Here is a 20,291-nt window from a genome sequence, read left to right as displayed (position 1 = left end):
CAAATATGCTTTACGAGTGAGTAAAGTAAATGCGAGAGGAGGGACTCGAACCCTCACGAGCAAGCCCGCCAGAACCTAAATCTGGTGCGTCTACCAATTCCGCCACCCTCGCGCGGCCGGGAACCAAAGCACAACAAAATACACGGTTTCCGTGAAAAACGAAAGCCTCAATTCCCCGATAGTGCGGTGATCGCGGGGTACCCGGCGTTGAAGGGGCCCCGCGACCAAAACCGGTTAAGTATACACAAAATGCCGTCCGGGAAAAACCCTCGTGTAATTTTCACAAAATCTGAACGGCGCAATTCTCCGCGCCCAAATCCCACAACCCATTGGGCTGCAACGCACCGTAGAACCTAAATTGAGCGATTCTTGGCGGCGCACTTGCCCAAGCTTCGGCGCATCCTGCGCCAAGCGTTGGGCTGCAACGTGCAGTAACAATGCTCGACGTACCTTTCAGGTACGCGTCGTGCGCGACCCCGATGCGCTTTTTCCTACACCTTTCGCTCCAACCCTCGGCGCGTCCTGCGCCGAACCTTGAACAATTGCATCCACCCGAATCGCACACTTTAGGTAGAAAACCGCACGCGATCTTGCATTTGGGGAATCGAGACGGGGGGCATCGCGGGTTGCCGGCAATCCTGGACAACCCGCGCGCCGTGGGTTAGCGCCCCAACACGGGTCCGAGAAAGGCGGTGTTATATAGTAGATGGGCCGTGCTTTGCGTGAAGCCTCGGTAATAGGGCGCCTCACACAGGGCTACCACCACGCCGCGCGCGTGTTTGGCGACCATGGCGTAGGGTTTGTGGGCCAACTGTAAACCGGTCGCCTCGGGCACGTAACCACTGACCACCAATTCCTCGCGGCCCAGGTAACGGCCCACGTTGCGGCCCTGATCCAGACGCAACGGGCGCATGATGCGATTCGATTCAACCAACACCGCCTGCTGGGCGGGCATCCCGTAGGCCAACCAGTGACTGGTGTCAAAGGCCACATTCACCAAGGCGCCGTATGCTTTTTGCGGCCGTTCACGACGCGGCAGCACCATGTCCTCGGGGTCGTCCTCCGGTAACTTGGGATGGGACGTCGCCTGATCGGTTTCGACCAGGCCGTCGCGGTACTCCGACGCGGAAGCCAAGAGACCGACCTCCTGATGGGCCAAAAACGCACAGCTTGCGCCCAGCGCGGCCAGGACACCGCCGGCGGCAACCCAGGTTTTAAGATTGGCCACCCCCTCTTTACCCAAACGATCAAGCCAGGTCGACGCGGACCCACTCGGGATAAACACCACATCAAATTCGCGCAAATCCGCGCTTGCCATTTGACCGGCCCGAAACAGGGTCGGCGTGATGCCGAGGTCCTGCTCAAAATAAAAACGCAGCCAACCGGCGGAAAGCTGACCCGCGGGCGCATCCCACAGCAAAGCCACCTTGGGTGTCGGCAAGGGTTTCACCTGGCGCGAACCCAAGGCGGGTCCCTCGTCAAACCAGGACGACGCAATCGGCGTCGGCGTCACCCCGAAACGGCCACAGGTCTGGTAAACCACCTTGGCCACATCGGTGTCGCCGGGCTGATCGGCGACCTTCACAATCAGGGAACCGGCACCAAAGGTCGTGTCCTGCCGGCGAATGGCTTTACCCGTCACACGCAACTTCAAGCCGGCCCGAAGCAGGTCGACGGAGAGGCGCGGGGTGACAAAATTACGCGGAATCAGGTACGCCAGTTCCGCATTTTGCGGCGCGGCCGCCGCGGGTTTCGTCAAAGCCCGCGCGGCGCCTTCCCACCGCCCCAGCGAATAACGCGGCTCAACGCCGAACACAAAGGGGAGGGACCATGCGGTGATGTCGTAAATTTTCGCGCCTTGCCGTTGGTGCCGAAAACGATCCCGCTGACGTTCCAGAAAGGCAGGATCCAATTCAACGTTGTCCATCAGGAGCGTGCGCGCCAACAATCCGGCGGGCTGGGCAAAGTCCACCAACAGGCTGCCGGCGGGCAAATCCTGCTTGCGGTTGGGGCCTTTGCTGCGTTTTTTGACAACGGCGTTGCGCACGTCCTCGCTAAGCTGCTGAACCTCGATCCCCTGTCGTTCCAGCAAGGTGCCCAGCGCGGCCAAACGGGTTGGGTCGTCGCCCGGCAACAAAAAGACGCGACGTACTTCGGTTTCGTCGCGGTAATCAATCGCCCCCCGGCGCCGGTCATGGAAAAAGCGCAGGACGGCGTCGCGGTTCTCGGCGGCGTGACGGATCACCGCCAAACCGGCGACGGACTGATGGGCCACGGCGTCGGCATAGGTCACCAACACACCGTCTTTGCGGCGGTACTTCAAGCCGCTGGTGCCGCCTTGCTCAAAAAGGATACCGACCGACCCGTGCAGGCTCGGCCAGGTCTCGCCGTAACCCGGATAAAAGCTGTCGAAAATTTCGCCCTGGAAATAATCCCAGCGCCGGGCGTCGAAGTCCTTGCCAATGGCTTGGCCCAAATCGCGATAAGCCTCGGTCATTTCGGAGGGCAGTAGCGGGTTGACCGGTGGACTGGGGAAAGCGGCGAAAAAGCTGGACTCGCCGCCCATTTCGTGGCGGTCGATGGTGATATGGGGAAACCATTTGAGGTAAGCATCGACTTTAAAACGGGTTTCAATCTGAGACTGCGGGAACCAATCGCGGTTGAGGTCGAACAAGTAATGGTTCAAGCGACCGCTCGGCCAGGACTCTTGTTTGTGGGCCCCCTGGGATTCAGCATCGCCGCCGACCGGGCGCGTGTCTCGAGAAAAATGAACAAAGCGGTCGCGCCCGTCGGGATTCTGCATTAATTCAAAAACGACCACGGTTTTGTCGCGCAGCGCGGCAACGGCGTCATCCTGGCCGGCGGCGAGGTACCAGGCGGTAAACAGTCCCGCGTCGGAACCGGAGGGTTCGTCACCGTGAACCGATTCGAGAAACCAAACCAAAGCGGGTAGCTTCTGGACAAGCTGGTCCAGGCGCGCTTTTTCGAGGGTGCGCGGATCGGCTAAGGCCTGGTAATCGGCTTGAAGCTGCTGGAGCTTGGCAATGTTGGTTTCGCTGGAAACGAACAACAAGGCCATCGGCCGTTTTTGCAGGCTGTGGCCGTGTACCTCGAGGTGTACGCGGGGCGAGGCGGCGGCCAGTTGTCGCGCGAATGCCAACACCTCGTAACTCATCGAGATCTGTTCCCCAAAATCGACGCCATGCACCTGGCGATAATCGGGAACGGCGGCGTCGAAACGCGCCCCACTAAAAAAACGTTGCTGGAAAGAAGCAGCGGAGGACGCTAGAGCCATGGGAACCACCTCGTGAAGCAGCGTAACGCAACACACCAATGCGACCAGAACACGAACCAAGCGGGCGGGGTCGCTGACATCTTTTGGAAACGGAAAGAAGGACCGGGTTGAAAAACGGGTAACATCGATCAAAAGCAAGAACCTCAACAACACGCCAAACCTGTAAAGGCGGCGCAAAGTGGTTTCGTCCAGAACGGAATCGGCGGACGAAAGAAAGGTCCGGGTTCGACAAAAGGAACCCAAGCCGACCACAACGGACGGCGAACAGAAAACGATTACAAACCTTACTCTAGCAGTTATTTCACCCCAACCGACAACCCCATTTTCACCGGCTGTCAACATTGTGCCGGTTTGCACCGGCGACGTCCGGTTCCAAGCGGATCACGCTGATCGCGGGCGGACAATTAATCCGCAGCGGCATCAAGGTATAACCAAGCCCGACATTGACATGTACGGGTACCCCGCGGTGTCGCGTAAGCCGGCCGTCTAAGAATTCGCGTCCGCGTGGCGACGGCAAATACAACGGCCCCACCAGTGGAAAATTAAGCTGCCCGCCATGCAGGTGGCCGGACAACATCAAATCAACGGCATCCTCGGGCAAACGAAACACCACATCCGGCTGATGGGAGAGCAGGAGCCGAAAAACGGCGCGATCCTGTTCAAAATAGGCGGCGGGCACATCGCGTTTACAGATAAAAAAGTCGTCGATACCACCCAGCCACACGGGCTGCCCGTTACATGTCAGCAAGCGCTGCTCACCCCGCAAAAAGGTAATGCCGCAACCGGTGAGCAAGGGCAGCAATTCATCAAGCACATCGTCAAAATCATGATTGCCTAGCACCCCGAAGGTGGGAATCGCCTGGTGCAAAGGTGAGAATAACGGCATCACACGCGCGATTTGTTTGCGCGCGCTATGGAAAAAGTCGCCGGTCCAGACCATTAAATCGGGTTGGATGTCGAGACAGAGCCCGACGGTCGCCTTAATGTAATCCTCACGGGTCCAAGCGGCGCAGTGCAGATCACTGAGCTGGACCAGGGTGACGGGCGCGGTGAGTCGCGGGGTGGTCAGGCGGATCTCGTGCAGTTCGGGCTGCTTGGGCAACCACCATTGTGCAATGCCGCCGAACCAACGCTCCATGCGGCGGTAATGGGGAAAAATAAATTGAAACGATTTAAACGACATAACCCCAACCTGGCCCGACAGCGGACGCCGTCACTTAAATAGGCAGGGGTTCGGAGATCAGGCGCTCCAACATCATCTCGGGAAAAACGCGTTCCACGGCCTCAACAATGGTTTCGTGGAACAGGTAATCAAAACCCTCGAGATAAAGGTCGCGCAAGCTGGCGATGGGGTAACAGGTTTCCCCAGGGTCGGGAATCGGCTGGAAATCAAAGGGAATTTCGGGAATCTCGCGGCGACACTCGGCGCACTGAATCGGCGGAAAGGTTTTGAGCAATTTATTGTCGAGGCTAATTTGCTGCCGTGGCCGGAGATAAAAATAGGTGGGTGGGCTGGGATGGCGGCGCTCCTTCAGCAAGCTGCCGGGATCGGTCATCATCGAGAGCGGGGTGCGGGTTAGCCAAGAAACCACCGTAATCGGGGTAACGTCGAATTGATCGGCCGCGATTTCTTCGATGGCACCGCAAAAGGTTTCGTCACCGATCAGCCAGTGGTCGGCCATCATGGGTTTGCCGAGGATTCGCTCATCCCAGGAGATCGACTCGGTGGTACAAATTTCGACCTTCAGTTCTTGCTCAAGATCCTGAAAGGGCATCTTGCACGAGGAACAGGTTCGGATAACCTCTTCCTTGTTGAGTACGTATGCAAAAGGCGGTGTGGCGATATCGCGCATGCGGTAGTAAGTCATAATCGTCCGTCACCCTGGGATGGATTCGAGAGCAACACAGCGAAAACCGAAGTGAGCCAAGGCTTCCCGAGGTACATTCGGCGGATATTTTAACACAAGCACACGACCCCTACCCAAGCCCTTTTGAACAGAGAAGCCTGTTTTTGCGGGATTTGCAAGACAAAACCCCATTTTAGCGGCCTCAAACAAGGCTCATCCTTGCATTTTTTCGAATCTTCCTTTTTTTACCCACCCCAAAAGCCGACATACCCGTCGGCAAATCAGCGCTAATCCGGCATTAAATTCAGGCGGTGGCGGGTCGGTCCGGGAAGAAAGGGTGTGATTTCCCCGTGGGCCCAAGCCTCGTGGCCGGCGCGGTAATAGGGCGACAGCGGATGGCCGCTCTGACCACCCGGCATCTGCATGATGCCCTGCGCTTCCAAACCCGGCGCGACCACCATGCGTTGCGAGGCACCGTGTTTGCCGCGCTGGACCAACGGCATGTTGCTATCACCTTTGAGCGGAATCTCCGGCATGTCCAGCCACGAAGCCAAACGCGGCATAAACGAGCTAAACGGATGCTGGATCTGAACGCGATTGTGGCGGCCCCAGGTATGGGCCGAAAGTGCTTCATCGTCTTGGGTTAACCGCGCGATTTCGGCGTCAATGATCGACAGATTGTAATCGCGCCAGCTCGCGAATTCAGCCGGTAACAGATGAAGCGGCTCCGCCTGCAACAAGGTCCACACCATGCCGTCTCGTTGCCGGAAAACATTGACGCTGAATTTCTCGTCAGCCGCTTTGGCGGGCGCGGTGAGCGTATGGCTCACCTGATCAACCACGGCGACGCGAAACGCCCGTACGAGGTAATACCCCACGTCCTCGGGGTCGGCGAACCCACTCCATTGCTCAATCAGTTCCCGGTATTCGGCGCGCATCGGCGAATCCGCCAGGGCGGCCTCGTCAAGTTGGGCCAACAGGAAGGCACGCCACTCGGCGTGGTAACGCGCCTCGTGATCCCGTTGAATCGCAAAAAGGTCGGCTTCGGTAAAGGTCTCTTTCTCGAAAAGTCGATCCCGAATTTGGGCGGCACGGGGACCGAGCGCATAGGAACCGTTCCCCAACAAACGTTTTTGCTGTTCCATGTCCAGAACACGCGCGTTGGCGGTCCAAATACGGTGATGGTCGGGCCGCAAAATAACGGGGTAATCCTCAGGCGGAAGCCAGCCGTCCCAACCGCGCGAACCGTCGGCCCAAGATTGCGGTATCCAACCAACGTCCCCGAACTTGCGCGGAATTTGACCGGCAATGGTCCAAGCCACGGCGCCGTCTTTGTCGCCGAGAACCATGTTCTGCGCGGGGATCCCCACGGTTTTGGCCACGGCCAGGGCCTGCTCGGCATTGGGGGCGTTCATCAACCCCAACAAATTCATATTAAGTGCACGGGCCTCATGGCCCACCCAACGCAAGGCCAACTTGCGCTTGAGATGGTCCTCACCAACAATCGGCCCCCAAAGGGTGGTCTGAAAACGAAAGGTCTCGGGCTCCCCGCCTTTGACGGGAATTTCCGCAACCACTTCGTCGAAAGCGCGCGGGCCGTCCGGGGTAAGGTAATGGGTTTCGTCACCTGGTGCGGGTTCAACGACCACCAAATCGGTCCAATCGCCGTAACTGTTGGTAAAACCCCAGGCGACTTCGCCGTTACTGCCGGCAATGATGGCGGGCGTGCCCGGCAAAGAAACACCGGTCACGCGACGGCGGCCGTCGGGCGCGTCACTTGCCGGCCAGGTCAAGTCCGCGCGGTACCAGGTGTTGGGCACATCAATGCCCAGGTGCATGTCATCGGCCACCAAGGCGCGACCGTGCTGGGTCAAAGCACCGCCGACAGCCCAATTGTTACTGCCGATCAAAGAAGCGACCTCATCTTCATAACGACGGGGCGGTGGGGTGAGGCTTGCCTGACGGCGCAGGTTCACGACCTCGGGCGCGGGCGGCGCGGGCGGTTGATAGGGCTCGCCCAAATTGGCAGCGTCCCACCGAGAACCCCATTGGGCAACGAAGGCGGTCATCTCGGGACCCATGGTGTGGTGCAACACCCCGCGGCTGTACTCGGCGCGATCATAACCACCTTGTAACTGCACGAACATCGTGGCCAGGGTCATAAGCGAGTCTTCCACCCGCCAGGGTTGGGGCTCCACACGGAGGAGTAGGTATTCAAAAGGAACTTGGTCGAGTTCCGCCAAACCTCGGTTCACGCCCTGCGCATAAACCTCAAGCAATTCACGCTGCTCGCGCGGGGCGTCGCGCACCACTTGGGCAACGGTGGCGTGAAATTGGTGCCGGCGCATGCTACGGTCTCGTTTCAAAGCGGCGGCACCAAAAAGCTCACTAAGCCGCCCACCGGCACTGCGACGCAAAAGATCCATTTGGAAAAACCGTTCCTGGCCGTGCAGGAACCCGAGCGCAAACAGGGCGTCGGCGCGACTCTGCGCCTCAATTGTGGGCACGCCTTGGTCGTCGCGCAGAATGGTCACGGGTTGCTCCAGGCCGGCGACCACCAGGGTCCCATCCAAATCCGGCAAGCTGCCGCGAACGAGGGAAACGGCAAACAACACAACCGCCACGATCAGAACCACCAGGGACAGCAGCGGTAAAAGCAGCCGACGTAACCAACGGCGGCGTTTGGCCGGCGGCGAGGCGGCCACGGATGGTGATTCGGTGCTCATGCTGTAACCTCCGAGGGTTCAAGGCGTAACCTAAAGGGAACTGAAACGATCCCCAAGGCGTTATGGGAAAAAAACCATCATATCGGCAAGGCGCATCACCGCGAAACGATAATTCACGGCGGGCGCGGAATTCTCACCGCGGAATCGCAATGTTTCATCATTCAATAAGGATTTACACGGCATTCAACCGACGACTAGCCCGCATTTCTCACACGGAATTCTGCTACGAAGCCGAAAGCCATGCGATTACGAGGGGGCGGCCTCCCGCATTACTCGGTCGAGCCGCCTTCGCCTCAGCTGCAACGCCCAAAGGTCGGCCCCGCGAATGGTCGGACCCCTGCGCCGTCTCTTGGTCGTCATCTTCGTACTCACAAGGCTTTCTGCTTCTCGCGACGAATCCTTGTGAGAAATGCGGGCTAAAGATGAAACTCGCCACCCAACCAATCGCGGAAACGCGGCATCTGCACGATATAGGTAGTGTCGAATTTACACACGCCGATTTCCGCCAGCGCATCCTCGCGACGGTCGGCGTCACGCTTTAAAATCGCATAGCTGTAGGGGAGAAAATCGGCATAGGCGTTACAGACTTCGGACAAGCGAAAAAAATATTCGCCCTCCAATTGCATAAATTCATTAAAGGAAACCGACGCTTCAAGCTTGGTGAGTTTGAACATGGGATTGTTGCGGTACCAAGGCGCAAACTTTTCCATCAACAACAAAACCCGACCGCCCAATTTACGACGACCCATGATGTCAAAGGGCTCTTGGTTCTTGCTGATCAGGCGTTTGATTTGCTTAAAGGCCAGCTTGTATTTGCCGGTATCCTCGGGGTCAAGCACACGAAAGACGTCGACCATTAAAAACCACCCCTCCTGCTGGAGGAGTTCGTCGGCCGACATGGAATCTGGAATCGTCTTAAAGGTCATACTACCTCAAGCGAACGCAAGCAGCGCGGGATTTAGCAATGCAGTCAACAGAGCAGGTGCATACTTACACCCATACAAAATGTGTGCCGCCGGGCTCAACGCGGCATCACCAACGGCGGCGGCATGTGCAAACGTCAAGGGATGCCGCCCGAAGGGAACCGAACCGGATGAAACGAATCCGCCGGAGAAGGGTGAAACACGGGGGAGGGCGCGTCACCACCAACGGTGTCTTTTTTAAACCTAAAAAGCGCGATAACTCGCGGTGATTTTAGCTAATCCTCTGGGCTACAACGGCCTGTAAAAATGCTCACCGCACCCAGTGGGTGCGGTCGGGCGCGACCCCGGCTCGCTTTTTCCAAACCATTTCGCTACAGATCTTTAGCAAAAACCCCTCACTTCAGCGCCTCTTAGGTTAAAGCCTTATGTTTTAGAGGCTAAACCCACGCCTCACCACTTAGGCGGGGCACCAACACAACGACAGGCATACGCGCTCAAACCAATCAAAGCGTCCGACGCGGGGGGACAGGATTGCGAAACCGTCGATATTTTGCCGGGAATCCCGAAAATGAAGTGAGCAAGGGCCTCAAGTTCGGCAGCTTATCACAGCTTCCACGGCAGTTCCAGGTCACCGGCTGTCTCTAACCACGACATGCCGCGGCCGCGGCCCGCCGAAACCGGAATCGCCCCCGGTTTGTGCTAAAGTGGAGCCTTCCTTCACCACGGCCGCGGTCACCTTCGCGCCGATTTGTTTCCTCGGCAGGTCGCCCCGCTCACCATGATTCACCTCCACTATGCCAACCACCTGGAAAACTTGATCCAGCCGCTCAGCACGGCCACCCGGCGACAGGACCCTTTTCGGCCGCCCACCATCGTGATTCCCAACCGCAACCTGCAACAATGGCTCAACCTGCACCTGGCCGAACACCAGGGCATCGCGATCAACATCCGTTACCAACGACTCGATCCCCTGCTGGCCGAAATCCTGGCGGGCGAGGAAGTTGCAATCCTCTCCGATTGGGCCCTGCAAGCCTTAATCATGGAACGCTTGGCCCACCATTTAGACCAAGACGATCCACCGTTCCTCCACGTGCGCGCCTACCTGTGCGGCGAAGGCGAACCCAGTCGCCGCCTGTTCCAATTGGCACAGCGCTTGGTCCAGCTCTTCCGCGAATACGCCTTCGCCCGCCGCGGCATGCTGGACACCTGGCTGGAAGGCAACAGCTACTGCGGTGACAACCATCCGATTGAAGCTTGGCAAAAAACCTTGTGGTGCGACATCTTCGCGCCGGACGGCCGCCTAGACGACCTCAACCAAAGCCGCGAACAACGCCTGACCAACCTAACCCATCTCCCTTTTATCGCCGACCCCGCCCCCACTTTTGAACCACTCCACATCTTCGGCATCTCTTATATTTCGCGCTACCACCAACGCGTGCTGAAGTTTTTGGCGCAATTCGGCGACATCTCCCTCTACGTGCTCAACCCTTGCCGCGAATTTTGGGAAGACGTGCCCACCCTCCACGAAAGCCGCCGCATCGCCGCCCTACCGCCCATCTCCGAATTGGCCTGGGACAGCGGCGAACTGCTCAACGAGCTGCCGGAAAACCCCTTGCTCCAAGCCTGGGGCAAACCGGGCCGCGAATACTTCCGTCTGATTAACGACCTGGGCAATTGGGATTTCCAGGAACACTTTAGTGATCCCTCGCGCGACACCTTGCTCGGCCGCATCCAGTACGACATTCTCAAACGCCTGGCTCCGCCGGCGGTGCCACAACCCGGCGAGGGCGACGACAGCCTCCAGGTCCTGGCATGCGCGGGTCCCCGGCGCGAGGCCGAAACGGTGGCCAACCACCTGTGGACCTGCCTGATGAACCGGCCCGATCTCGACCTAAAAGACGTGGCGATCCTGGTTACCGACATGGCCCGTTACCAAGCCGAAATCGAAAACGCGTTCCACCGCATCCACCGCATTCCTTTTAACCTGGTCGACGGGGTCAGCGGCAAGGCGGCCCGCCTGATCGACGCGGTGCGTTTGCTGCTCGAGCTACCGGACAGCCAGTTCGAACGGGATCTGTTGTTCCGCCTCTACCAACACCCCAACTTCCAGGCCCGCTTCCCCGAGGCCGACACCCATCGCTGGATTGATTTCGCCGACCGCCTCAACATCTACTACGGACGCGACCGGGGCCACCAAAACCAAAAAGGCGTCAGCTATTTAAAACAGGACCGCTTCAACTGGGACCAAGGTTTTAAGCGTTTGCTGCTCGGCCCTTATTTCCACGGCGGCGGCGAAAAGGTGTTCCAACAACACGGCGACGCCTACGCCGTTTACAGCCTGGGCGAAACTGAAAGCGACGCGGCCCATCAATTCTTTACTGTCACCCAGTCGCTGTTTCACGATACCGGCGACATTAACGCGGTCAGCTTCCGCGCCAAAGAATGGGCGCTGTACCTGCGCGCGCTGATCAACACCTACCTGGCGCCGGGCCCCGGCGAAGAACGCGACTTCGAGCGCATCCTCCAAATCGCACAATCCTTCGAGGACATCGCCGAGCTACACGCGGACCTGCCGGAAGAAGACCAACCCACCTTGCCCTACGCCGTGGCCAGGGCCTTTATGGAGCAGGAACTCGACCAACTGCGCCCTTTTTATAACCAGTACCTTGCCGACGGGGTCACGGTTAGTTCGTTTATGCCGATGCGGCCGATTCCTTTTAAATTGATCTACGTGATGGGCCTGAACGAGGGCGACTTCCCCGCGCCCAAACGCAAGGACACCCTGGACTTGCGCTGGGCACGCCTGCAACGGGGCGATACGGCGGCGGTTAGCCGCGAGCGCGAAATCGGCGACGTCTCGGAACAGGAGCGCGACCGCTACATGTTCCTGGAAACCGTGGTGTCCGCGCGCGACATGCTCGTATTGACTTACGTGGACCGCGACGAACAAACGGACGATCCGCGCAATCCGGCCTCGGTACTGGCCGAAATGCTGTACCAGGCACAGCGCTACCGCGCCGATTTCGAGATTCAGGTCCACCCGCTCAAAAGTTACTCGTCCTACTACCGCTTCCATCACGCGGCGCCCTCCCCCAGGAACAACCACGATCCCTTTGCCCTGCGACTGGCTCAGGCGCGCGAAAACTACTTCCGTGTCGCGCGGGGCGAGGAAGCGCTGAACCAACCGCCGGCCCTGGTACCGACCCCGGAAACCCCCGCCGACGACGACCTGATTCTGGTGGGATTACACGAACTGCGCCAGTTCCTCGAATCGCCGTTGCAGACAAGCGCCCGGCGCAACCTCGGCCTGCGCGATCAAGAGGAAGACGCTTTTTCCAAGCTGCATGAACCCTTTACCCTGGCGGCACTGACCCGCTACCAAATCCTCAACAGGGTGTTGACCGAGGTGCTGATCGACCACGTCGGCGATTTCAGCAAGGCGCCCGCCTTTGAAAACGCGCTGGACCAAGGTCTGCGCCATCGTGAAATCCTCGGCGAGGTGCCCGGCGGGCCGCTGCACCAAATCACCCGCGAGCAATTGCAAGTCACCCTGCAAGCCTGGTTCGACCAATTGCGCGCCTTCCCGATCAGCGGTCGCGCCGCCCGTCACCAGTTCGGCACCGACCGCGAGGACACACCGGAGGGTTTCCAACACGCACCGCTTCGCCTCGAGCTGGAAATCGACGGTCGTCCGCGCACCGTGGAAATCTCGGGTCAAACCCAGTACCTGTTCGAAGGACCCGAGGCTCGCGCCTCCGTTTACTTCAACAGCAAGCTCAGCCGCGCTGCAATCAATTGGGATCGCCACTTATTCAAAAGCTGGATCGATGCGCTTGCCCTCGCCGCCGCCGGTCACGGCAACCACACCCAAGGGTTGATGATCACCACTCAAAGCAAACCGGTGAAACCGGTGCCGTTCCACCTGGAAAAAAACCAAGCGCTTACGTACCTAAGAGGCCTGTTGCGCGAGATGCTGCAACCCCACCACAACTACTTGGCCCCCGGCGACTTGATCCTCGATATGAAGAAGGATTGGCACCAACCTCACGCCGCGCGTCAGTTCCACGAACGTATCGAACGCCTCAAAAGCGGTGATGCAGCCGGCTTGGCCGATCAATACGGCCCTTTGCGGGATTGGCAGGACTATCCCGTCGCCGCCGATATCGAAGCCATGGTGGCGCGTCGTTTCGGTCTGTTATTCCGCCAAATGGGCGTGGCCGGCTTTGCGCCCGAGGACGGGGAGGAAACGCCGTGAGCACACGTATCGCAAAACCCGCCATCCTCGGCGACACCATCACCCTGCGCGATCATTTGATCGAAGCCTCGGCCGGCACCGGCAAAACCTACACCATCGAACACCTTGTATTAGAACTGATTTTCCGCGGCCACAAACTCGGCGACATCCTTTTGGTGACCTTTACCGAAAAGGCGACCAACGAACTCAAAGGCCGCATTCGCGCCAAACTTATCGAACTGATCCAGTTGGAAGAAGGGGCGGGCGCCGATTTGGACCCGGAACACACCTGGCTGCTGACGCCGGAAAACCGCCAACGCCTGCGCGATGCCCTGTTCGAATTTGAAAACGCCTCGATTTACACCATCCACGGTTTTTGCAACAGTGTCCTGCGCGAGTTCGCCTTCGAGAACCGCCGTTTGTTCCGCATGGAACAGCAGCCTTCCGCCCGAATTTTCGACCTGGTCTTCCCCCAATTCCTCAAAACCTACGTGCTGACCGAACGCTGCGCCTACCGCGATTTGTTCACCGCGTATTTGAAGGAACACCCGCGCGCCCTGGAAGACAGCGACCTCGGCGGCAGCTTGCTGCAAACGCTCAAGCAGTTGGTCCCCAAAGAAGGCCTGTTGTTGCCCGACCTGAGCGGCGCGGAGCAGGCTTGGCAACAGTGGTGCCGTTACGTGGATCCCGCCAAGGCGCTGGAGGAACTGGCCGACATCAAGCTCCACGCAAATTTCCGCAAAAAATTTGAGACGTACCTGACCGACCTTGCCGCGCTGACCGCCGAAAAGACAACCCCCTTGTGGGAAGTACTCCACCTGTGCGCCACGTGGCAGGAATCAGGCAAAAGGAACAAATCCTGCCTCATAAATATGTTTGACGCCACTACCTGGACCTTCACCAAGGCCAAAAAAGGCATGGTCAACGATCCTAGTGGTTTGTCCCGTGCTTGGCAGGAACTCCAGCATTACGGTCAGGCCTTAATTCCCTTCTTCTGCAGTGTGAAGGTGCAGTTGTTGCGTTTGTTGCTTCCCGACCTGCGCCGCGCCATGCGCGATGAAAAACAGCAGCGCGGCTGGTTCGATTTCGACGACATGATCGGTTTTGTCGCCGATCAGATCGGCGCCGAACCCGCGGCGGGCGGACCCTTAACCCAGGCGCTGCGCAAAAAGTACCGCATCGCCATCATCGACGAATTCCAAGACACGGACGAACGCCAGTGGACCCTTTTTTCCCGCATCTTCCTAGCGAGTCGCGACCACCGCCTGTACCTCATCGGCGATCCCAAACAAGCCATCTACCGCTTCCGCGGCGCCGACATCCACACCTACCTGGCGGCGCGACGCCTGATCGGCGAAGGCGGCGGCGGGCGTTTGTCGCTTTCGCACAACTACCGCTCCACCGCCGACATGATCGCGGCCACCAACCACATTTTCACCCATCCGAGTTTGTTCGCGGGCGACATTCAGTACCGCGACCCAGTGCGTTGCGGCCGCCCTGACCGCGTGGTGCGCCTGGGCGCCGGCCCGGCCGTGCGCTGCCTCTACCTACAAGCTGATCCCGACGAGGAAAAACCCAAACTCAGCAGCTACGACCTCAAGCAGGGTTTCGCCCATTGGATGGCCGAAACCACTCGCGACTTGCTCGCTGCCGAGCCGACCCTTAAACCACGCGACATCGCCGTGCTCACCCGCAAGCGCCGCGAGGGCGAACAGATCGGCGAGGTGCTGGCAGGTCACGGTATCCCTTTCGCGTTTTACAAACAAGGCGGCCTGTTCCAAACCCGCGAGGCAGCCCACATGCGCGACATGCTTGCCGCCATCGAACAGGTCGACGACGACAGCGCCGTCAAAAAAGCACTGCTCAGTGACTTCTACCAGGTCTCGCCCACCGCGCTGGGCAACGCACCCACCATCCCCGACAGCGTGCGCGTCCAACTGATCGAATGGCGCAAACAGATTTACAGCGACCGCGATTACCGCCGCCTGTTCCACCAACTGTTCGGGGAAACCGGCATCCTCGAACGGCTGCTCCAGCAAAGCGACGACGAACGGGCGGTCACCAACTACGAACACCTCGCCGACCTGCTCACACGCGAGGGTGCGGCGCTGGACTTACAACAATTGCTGTCACGACTGGGCCGGTTAATCGACAAAAAAGAAGCCGTCGACGATGATTTATTGCGCTTGGAAACCGAAAAAGAAGCCGTGCAAATCATGACCATCCACAGCAGCAAAGGTCTGGAATTCGAGGTCGTTTTTCTGTTTGCGGGGTTTTCGGCACCGCGCCAGGAGGAAGTACACGCCTTCCACGATCCGCAACGGGGCCGCATTCTCGACCTCGCCAAAAACCACGCCGTCCCCCACCAACAAGAGCTGGATGAAGAAGCCGAACGCCTGTATTACGTGGCGCTCACGCGCGCCAAAAGCAAGATGTACCTACCTTACTGGCGAGACGCGGGCCGCGCCGAATACAACATTCTGTTGCCGGCACTGGACGCGCTGTTCGAGGCCGGCCCCCTGCCCTACTTGGATTTCGAAACCCGTCGCCTGCAACGCGGCTTGGGGTCGGGCGAAGCGAGGGTGTTACACCAGGCCCCCGCGCCCCCCGACATCGCACCGACACCGGATTACCCGGCCGTGCTGGCGGCCCACAACCAACTGCGCTTAACCAGCTACACCAAGCTGGCACACCACAAAAACACGCCCTTGGCCGGATTGGTCAGCGACCAACTGAGCAAGGTATTGCGCGACGACGAGGACCACACCGGCGAGGTCGGTGTCGAAAACGAGGGCATGCCCAAGGGCAAAAACACCGGCAACTGCATCCACGAAATCCTCGAACACATGGATCCGTTGCAGAAAGTTTTTGGGGAGTTCCCCGATTTCGAGCAATGGGCGCAGCAGGACAAAGTCAAGGCAACGCTGCTGGGCCGCTTGCAAAACTACGACCTGGAGCGCCACTACGCGGCGGCGGCGGCCATGTGTTACCACGCACTGACCCAGCCCTTGCGCGAGGATTGGCGCGTGATGGATTTCGACGCCGACGACCGCCGCCACGAGGTCGACTTTTACTTCCCGGTCAAACCGGAGGGGGGACAACGCGTCATCCTCAACGGTTCCATCGACCTGGTGTTGCGCCGCGACGACCGGTATTATTTCGCGGACTGGAAAAGCGACACGCTCAGCGACTACAGCGAAGCGGCACTGAAGGAACACGTGGAAGCACACTACGCGATGCAGGTCCGCATTTACCTGATGGCGATGCGGCGCTGGCTGGGCATCCGCCAACGGGAGCATTACGACCGCGTCTTCGCCGGCTTCTTTTATTTGTTCGTGCGCGGCATGGACACCCCGGGCCACGGCGTCTATTTCTACCGACCAAGCTGGGAGGAGGTCCGCGCCTTCGAACAACACCTCAAACAACACGACTACGCCTAGGCCAATGTCTGGCGAAGCACCGCAACGATTCGCGTGGAACTTCGACGGTTGATTGCTATCCGACCCCGCGATTCATGCCTACAGATCCCCGACGACCCATTCCCATCCGACCCCGCGATTCATGCCCATAGCCTCCCGTCAAGCATTGCCGGCCGATCCCCGATCCATGCCCATGGCATCCCGTCAAGCATTGCCGGCCGATCCCCGACCCATGCCCATGGCACCCGATCCCCGATCCATGCCCATGGCACCCCGTCAAGCGATCAGCATCCGACCTCGACCCATTTCGAGGTGTTCAACTGGGATGCAGTGACATCTCCACGCATGGACCAGGGCCGAGGCACGGCTCACCACCGATCCAGAATCCAGCGATTTGGATGGGACGCCGGCTCGCAAACCGGTGGCACGGCAACGCCGTGCCGGATTTCAGCCCAGGGAAAGCGCCCGGCGCGAAGCAGGCGGGTGCTTTCCCTGGGTTGGCGGCACCCAAAAAAGGTACGCCGGCGGCGTACAGGAAACCCCTTAACCCCGTCACCACACAGGGAACATGAAACCATCCGTGCCCCACACCGCGAATCATAAGGGACGAGACCTTAAGAAGCGCGATAACTCGCGGTGATTTTGGCTAAACCTCAGGGCTGCAACAGCCTGTGAAAATGCTCATCGCACCCAAAGGGTGCGGTCGTGCGCGACCCCGGCTCGCTTTCCCCAAGCCATTTTGCTCCAGATCTTAAGCAAAACCCTTCGCTCTTATCGCGCCCCTTAGGTAGACAGCAACCGGTCCAGAAACCAAGCGCCCCCAGAAAACCCTCCCGCTAACAAACCTAACCTCAACAGAAAAACAAACCAAGATAATCAAACAAACCCACCTTTCTTTGTAAATGTGAACCACCTAAACTTGCGCCCTAGCAAAGATCTGCTAGAATCCTCCGAAAATTCGCGCCTAGATTAGTCGTTACACCCACAAGGGGCGAAGCCTGCACGCTGATTCATCGTTCGTGCTTTTTATACTAATACCCTTCATTGAGGAGAATTTATGCGCCACCTAATGTGTCTTCTTCTGTTTATCTTGCCTTTGCATGCACAAGTATTCTATCGTTTTGAACCTATTGAACACCGCGTTGAGACCCCTCCTAAAATCTTGATTCCCCACAAAAGAATTGCCATTTATGGAAAAGGCCAACCAGGCTATCAGGAGCTCGCTACCTCATTCCGCAACCTGCTGCTTGACGATTATGAGGTCCTAGCCCGTGAGGATCTCGACGCACTTCTCGATGAACACAATCTATCGCTTGATGGCGTAATCAGTAAAAATAAGGCATCCGGTCTGGGTAAATTCCTCGGCCCGACCGCACTGATTATTTTAGACTTACAGAGATTACGCACCGCTGACCAAATGGTCACCCAAGGCGCAAAACGAAGCATTACCCTGAAGGCCGATGTTCGCGTTATGGATATCCAAACCGGTCAAATCACCTTCTCAAAACCCATTACGGAACAGTATGAAGAAATTGGTGCGGTAGATTACCCTGACGAAGAAGTACTTCGACAAAAAGCCTTTGAGGCCGTGGAACAAAAAATGTCGAACTGGTTCCTCCCCAAGGTTAAAACCGCCAAGCTGGACTTCCATACACCAAAACGCCGCCCCGCCTTCAAAGAAGCCTTTGGCTACGTGGCTATTGATGAGCATGACCAAGCTCTGGCGGTAATGAACCAAGCGGTGGAAACCATTACCGAAGAACTCGAAGCACTCAAGAAGAGACAACCCTCCCTCTCGGGAAAAGATCTCAAAAAGTCCAAAAAATCCGTTAAAAAAGCAACTCAAGACCTAGGCCGCGCCTGGCAAAATGTCGCGGTGATTCAATTATTACGTGAGGACTTCAAGGCTTCCAAGGTAGCCAACGGACGTGCCAAGGTTCATAGTGACATGTCGGGAATCTACCGTTTTCCGGCATACTTGGAGCAATGCAGGGTCGCTCATAATCGCAGAATAGAATACCAACGCTTGCTTAAGAAACGCTCTTAAACCTTAAAATCATTTTGCCGGGGATCGGTTTGGCTCATTTGAGCCCAGCCGCCCCGACTCCTTCCCACCATCCAAACCAAACTTAGGTGTGCAAAAGAAGATGGTAAAATACTCATTCTCCTCTTTATGATAATAGCCAAAAATGAATTGATGGTCCTTAAAGCCAAAAAGGGGCAAGTCCGTCTCAATATCTTGAATAACTTCACCCGTTTTATGATCAGACACCGCGTAGAAATGATGAGAAACGGATTCTGAATTCATTCGGGTCCATGAGGTAACCAAGAATCGGTCAGTGGTGAGAATTTCAAAAAGCGCAGTATACGGCTCTTTGCTTAGAGGCGATCTACCGCGAATAATTTCGGCCTCTGAATACTCTTTAACATCTTTCCAGATGGACTGAATTTTCGGATGTCGGATGCGAAAATTCTTCACCAGCTTCCCATCTAAGTTAAACACCTGAAAACTATTGTCATACGTATAGCCCAATAACAGTTCATTGTCACCCCGGATATTCCCCTGCCATCCGTAAGCTGCATAGACCATCTCATGTCGGTCAAAAGCTTGAATGACTTCGCCTTTTTCACTCAAGAGAAACGCCGTGAACATTTGACCTTTAAAAGTAAAAGGGGCAATTACCACATATTCAACGCTGCCTCTCTTTTCCACAAGAAAAAAGCTTTCCGGGGTTCCAATCCGAGATAGCGAAATTGCTTTCTGATATTCACCATCTTCAAAGACCTGAATCAGACCACGCATCGAATCCAAAACATGAATACGCCCCTCGGAATCGAAACGCGCCATGATTGGATTAAGAAACTCTCCCGGCCCTTCTCCTTGTTTTCCAAAACGCGTGAGCATCCGACCGCTTTCGCCATAAACAGATACGGCCTTATCGAACTGATCAACAAAAAGAATTTGGTTATTGTCATAAGTAAAATAATTGGAAACCAAAGGATCCCCTTCGTTTCCTCTTATTTCAACAGCACTTTCAATAAAGAAGTGCTTCTCAAGCACATTCAACACTTCCGGGTCTACATTCAAGAGAAAGCACAAAACCAAGCATGTCATTCTTTTCACCTAACAAAGAATCGGGACAATGCAACACCTATTGTTGCGTTACCCCGCTAGGAACGCGAAATCGAACAGCGAATCGCGAAATGGTTAAGCAGGACCCGAGCACTCAAACTGACCACATGGAGAGCAAGTTATGCTTCCCTTATCAACTTTCTTGCAACACGAGCAGTTATATAACTTCCGATCAATGGGGTTGCGCTTCTGACAATACTTCGCATAGCAACGGGGCGTAGCATTCGAAGTTGCATTACCCGCATTTGCGGTATCCCCATTACTTTCCGTATTGTGATCGGCGTGTTCACCTGGATCATCAGGCTTTCCCGGCGTGTCCTGAACCTCGACTGGAGAAGCTAGGTGCAAAGCAGACGTCTGCGCCATTGTGCCGGCTCCTGGCAAAACAGGCACAGCTTGAACATAAGTAAAAATCGCACCCACCGAGAAAAACAAAAAACCTTTCAAAATGCGTATTTTTGGGCATCCTTTCAGATTGCTACAGCATTCTCAGCATCTTAGAAAAAAATCCAACTTCCCAAGACAAGATTCCCACCACAAAGAGCAAGAATTTACCGACAAACGCTAACACCCAAAACCAGAACATACAACCATCAAAAGACAAACAGGAACACCGTGAAATTTCAATAAAACTCGTAAATCAAATATATCCGTCAGAAAGTCGAAAGCGTCAACAGCAGCCGCTCAGGCCGCCTTGAATTCTCTGTCCACAGA

9 protein-coding genes and 1 tRNA gene are annotated in these 20,291 nt (G+C 57.0%); 3 read left to right on the top strand and 7 right to left on the bottom strand.

The features are described 5' to 3' along the window. Window positions 1-30 precede the first annotated feature (30 nt). The 6 genes from J3U88_RS07350 to J3U88_RS07325 form a co-directional block, all read right to left on the bottom strand. A tRNA-Leu gene (locus J3U88_RS07350) sits at window positions 31-112 on the bottom strand. Window positions 113-661: 549 nt separating this feature from the next. Further along, window positions 662-3,295: a M14 family zinc carboxypeptidase gene (locus tag J3U88_RS07345; protein ID WP_207857932.1), complete on the bottom strand. Its 2,634-nt coding sequence runs from the start codon at window positions 3,293-3,295 to the stop codon at window positions 662-664. A gap of 325 nt (window positions 3,296-3,620) precedes the next feature. Further along, window positions 3,621-4,478, bottom strand: a complete 858-nt coding sequence (locus J3U88_RS07340; protein ID WP_207857931.1) for a metallophosphoesterase — start codon at window positions 4,476-4,478, stop codon at window positions 3,621-3,623. 34 nt (window positions 4,479-4,512) lie between these two features. Continuing rightward, window positions 4,513-5,163, bottom strand: a complete 651-nt coding sequence (locus J3U88_RS07335) for a hypothetical protein (protein ID WP_207857929.1) — start codon at window positions 5,161-5,163, stop codon at window positions 4,513-4,515. Between the two features lie 266 nt (window positions 5,164-5,429). Further along, complete coding sequence (locus J3U88_RS07330; RefSeq protein ID WP_207857928.1) at window positions 5,430-7,868, bottom strand: penicillin acylase family protein; 2,439 nt, start codon at window positions 7,866-7,868, stop codon at window positions 5,430-5,432. 416 nt (window positions 7,869-8,284) lie between these two features. Continuing rightward, a complete protein-coding gene (locus J3U88_RS07325) occupies window positions 8,285-8,794 on the bottom strand; it encodes a hypothetical protein (RefSeq protein ID WP_207857927.1) in 510 nt (169 codons plus the stop codon). Window positions 8,795-9,569: 775 nt separating this feature from the next. On the opposite strand from J3U88_RS07325, the gene J3U88_RS07320 reads away from it, so the two are divergent. The 3 genes from J3U88_RS07320 to J3U88_RS07310 all read left to right on the top strand — a co-directional run bounded on the left by J3U88_RS07320 (window position 9,570) and on the right by J3U88_RS07310 (window position 18,491). Then, the gene (locus J3U88_RS07320; protein ID WP_207857926.1) at window positions 9,570-13,046 is read left to right on the top strand and encodes an exodeoxyribonuclease V subunit gamma; all 3,477 of its coding nucleotides are present in this window, start codon (window positions 9,570-9,572) and stop codon (window positions 13,044-13,046) included. Continuing rightward, window positions 13,043-16,465, top strand: coding sequence for a UvrD-helicase domain-containing protein (locus J3U88_RS07315; protein ID WP_207857925.1), 3,423 nt, complete (start codon window positions 13,043-13,045; stop codon window positions 16,463-16,465). The genes J3U88_RS07320 and J3U88_RS07315 overlap by 4 nt, the downstream gene beginning before the upstream one ends. A gap of 1,036 nt (window positions 16,466-17,501) precedes the next feature. Next, window positions 17,502-18,491 (top strand): CsgG/HfaB family protein, encoded by a 990-nt coding sequence (locus J3U88_RS07310; RefSeq protein ID WP_207857924.1) that lies wholly within the window; start codon window positions 17,502-17,504, stop codon window positions 18,489-18,491. Window positions 18,492-18,500: 9 nt separating this feature from the next. Here the strand turns inward: J3U88_RS07310 and J3U88_RS07305 are convergent, their stop codons facing one another. Continuing rightward, entirely contained in the window at window positions 18,501-19,559 is a 1,059-nt protein-coding gene (locus J3U88_RS07305) for a 6-bladed beta-propeller (RefSeq protein WP_207857923.1), read from the bottom strand. Window positions 19,560-20,291 lie beyond the last annotated feature (732 nt).

The sequence above is a fragment of the Acanthopleuribacter pedis genome (assembly GCF_017377855.1).
Classification (GTDB): domain Bacteria; phylum Acidobacteriota; class Holophagae; order Acanthopleuribacterales; family Acanthopleuribacteraceae; genus Acanthopleuribacter; species Acanthopleuribacter pedis.
This window is presented reverse-complemented; position numbering and strand designations above follow the sequence as displayed.

Excerpts from the sequence above, each read along its gene's own strand:
- J3U88_RS07320 (WP_207857926.1), top strand. The coding sequence starts at position 9,570 with ATGATTCACCTCCACTATGCCAACCACCTGGAAAACTTGATCCAGCCG.
- J3U88_RS07325 (WP_207857927.1), bottom strand. The coding sequence starts at position 8,794 with ATGACCTTTAAGACGATTCCAGATTCCATGTCGGCCGACGAACTCCTC.
- J3U88_RS07310 (WP_207857924.1), top strand. The coding sequence starts at position 17,502 with ATGCGCCACCTAATGTGTCTTCTTCTGTTTATCTTGCCTTTGCATGCA.
- J3U88_RS07340 (WP_207857931.1), bottom strand. The coding sequence starts at position 4,478 with ATGTCGTTTAAATCGTTTCAATTTATTTTTCCCCATTACCGCCGCATG.
- J3U88_RS07330 (WP_207857928.1), bottom strand. The coding sequence starts at position 7,868 with ATGAGCACCGAATCACCATCCGTGGCCGCCTCGCCGCCGGCCAAACGC.
- J3U88_RS07345 (WP_207857932.1), bottom strand. The coding sequence starts at position 3,295 with ATGGCTCTAGCGTCCTCCGCTGCTTCTTTCCAGCAACGTTTTTTTAGT.
- J3U88_RS07335 (WP_207857929.1), bottom strand. The coding sequence starts at position 5,163 with ATGACTTACTACCGCATGCGCGATATCGCCACACCGCCTTTTGCATAC.
- J3U88_RS07305 (WP_207857923.1), bottom strand. The coding sequence starts at position 19,559 with ATGACATGCTTGGTTTTGTGCTTTCTCTTGAATGTAGACCCGGAAGTG.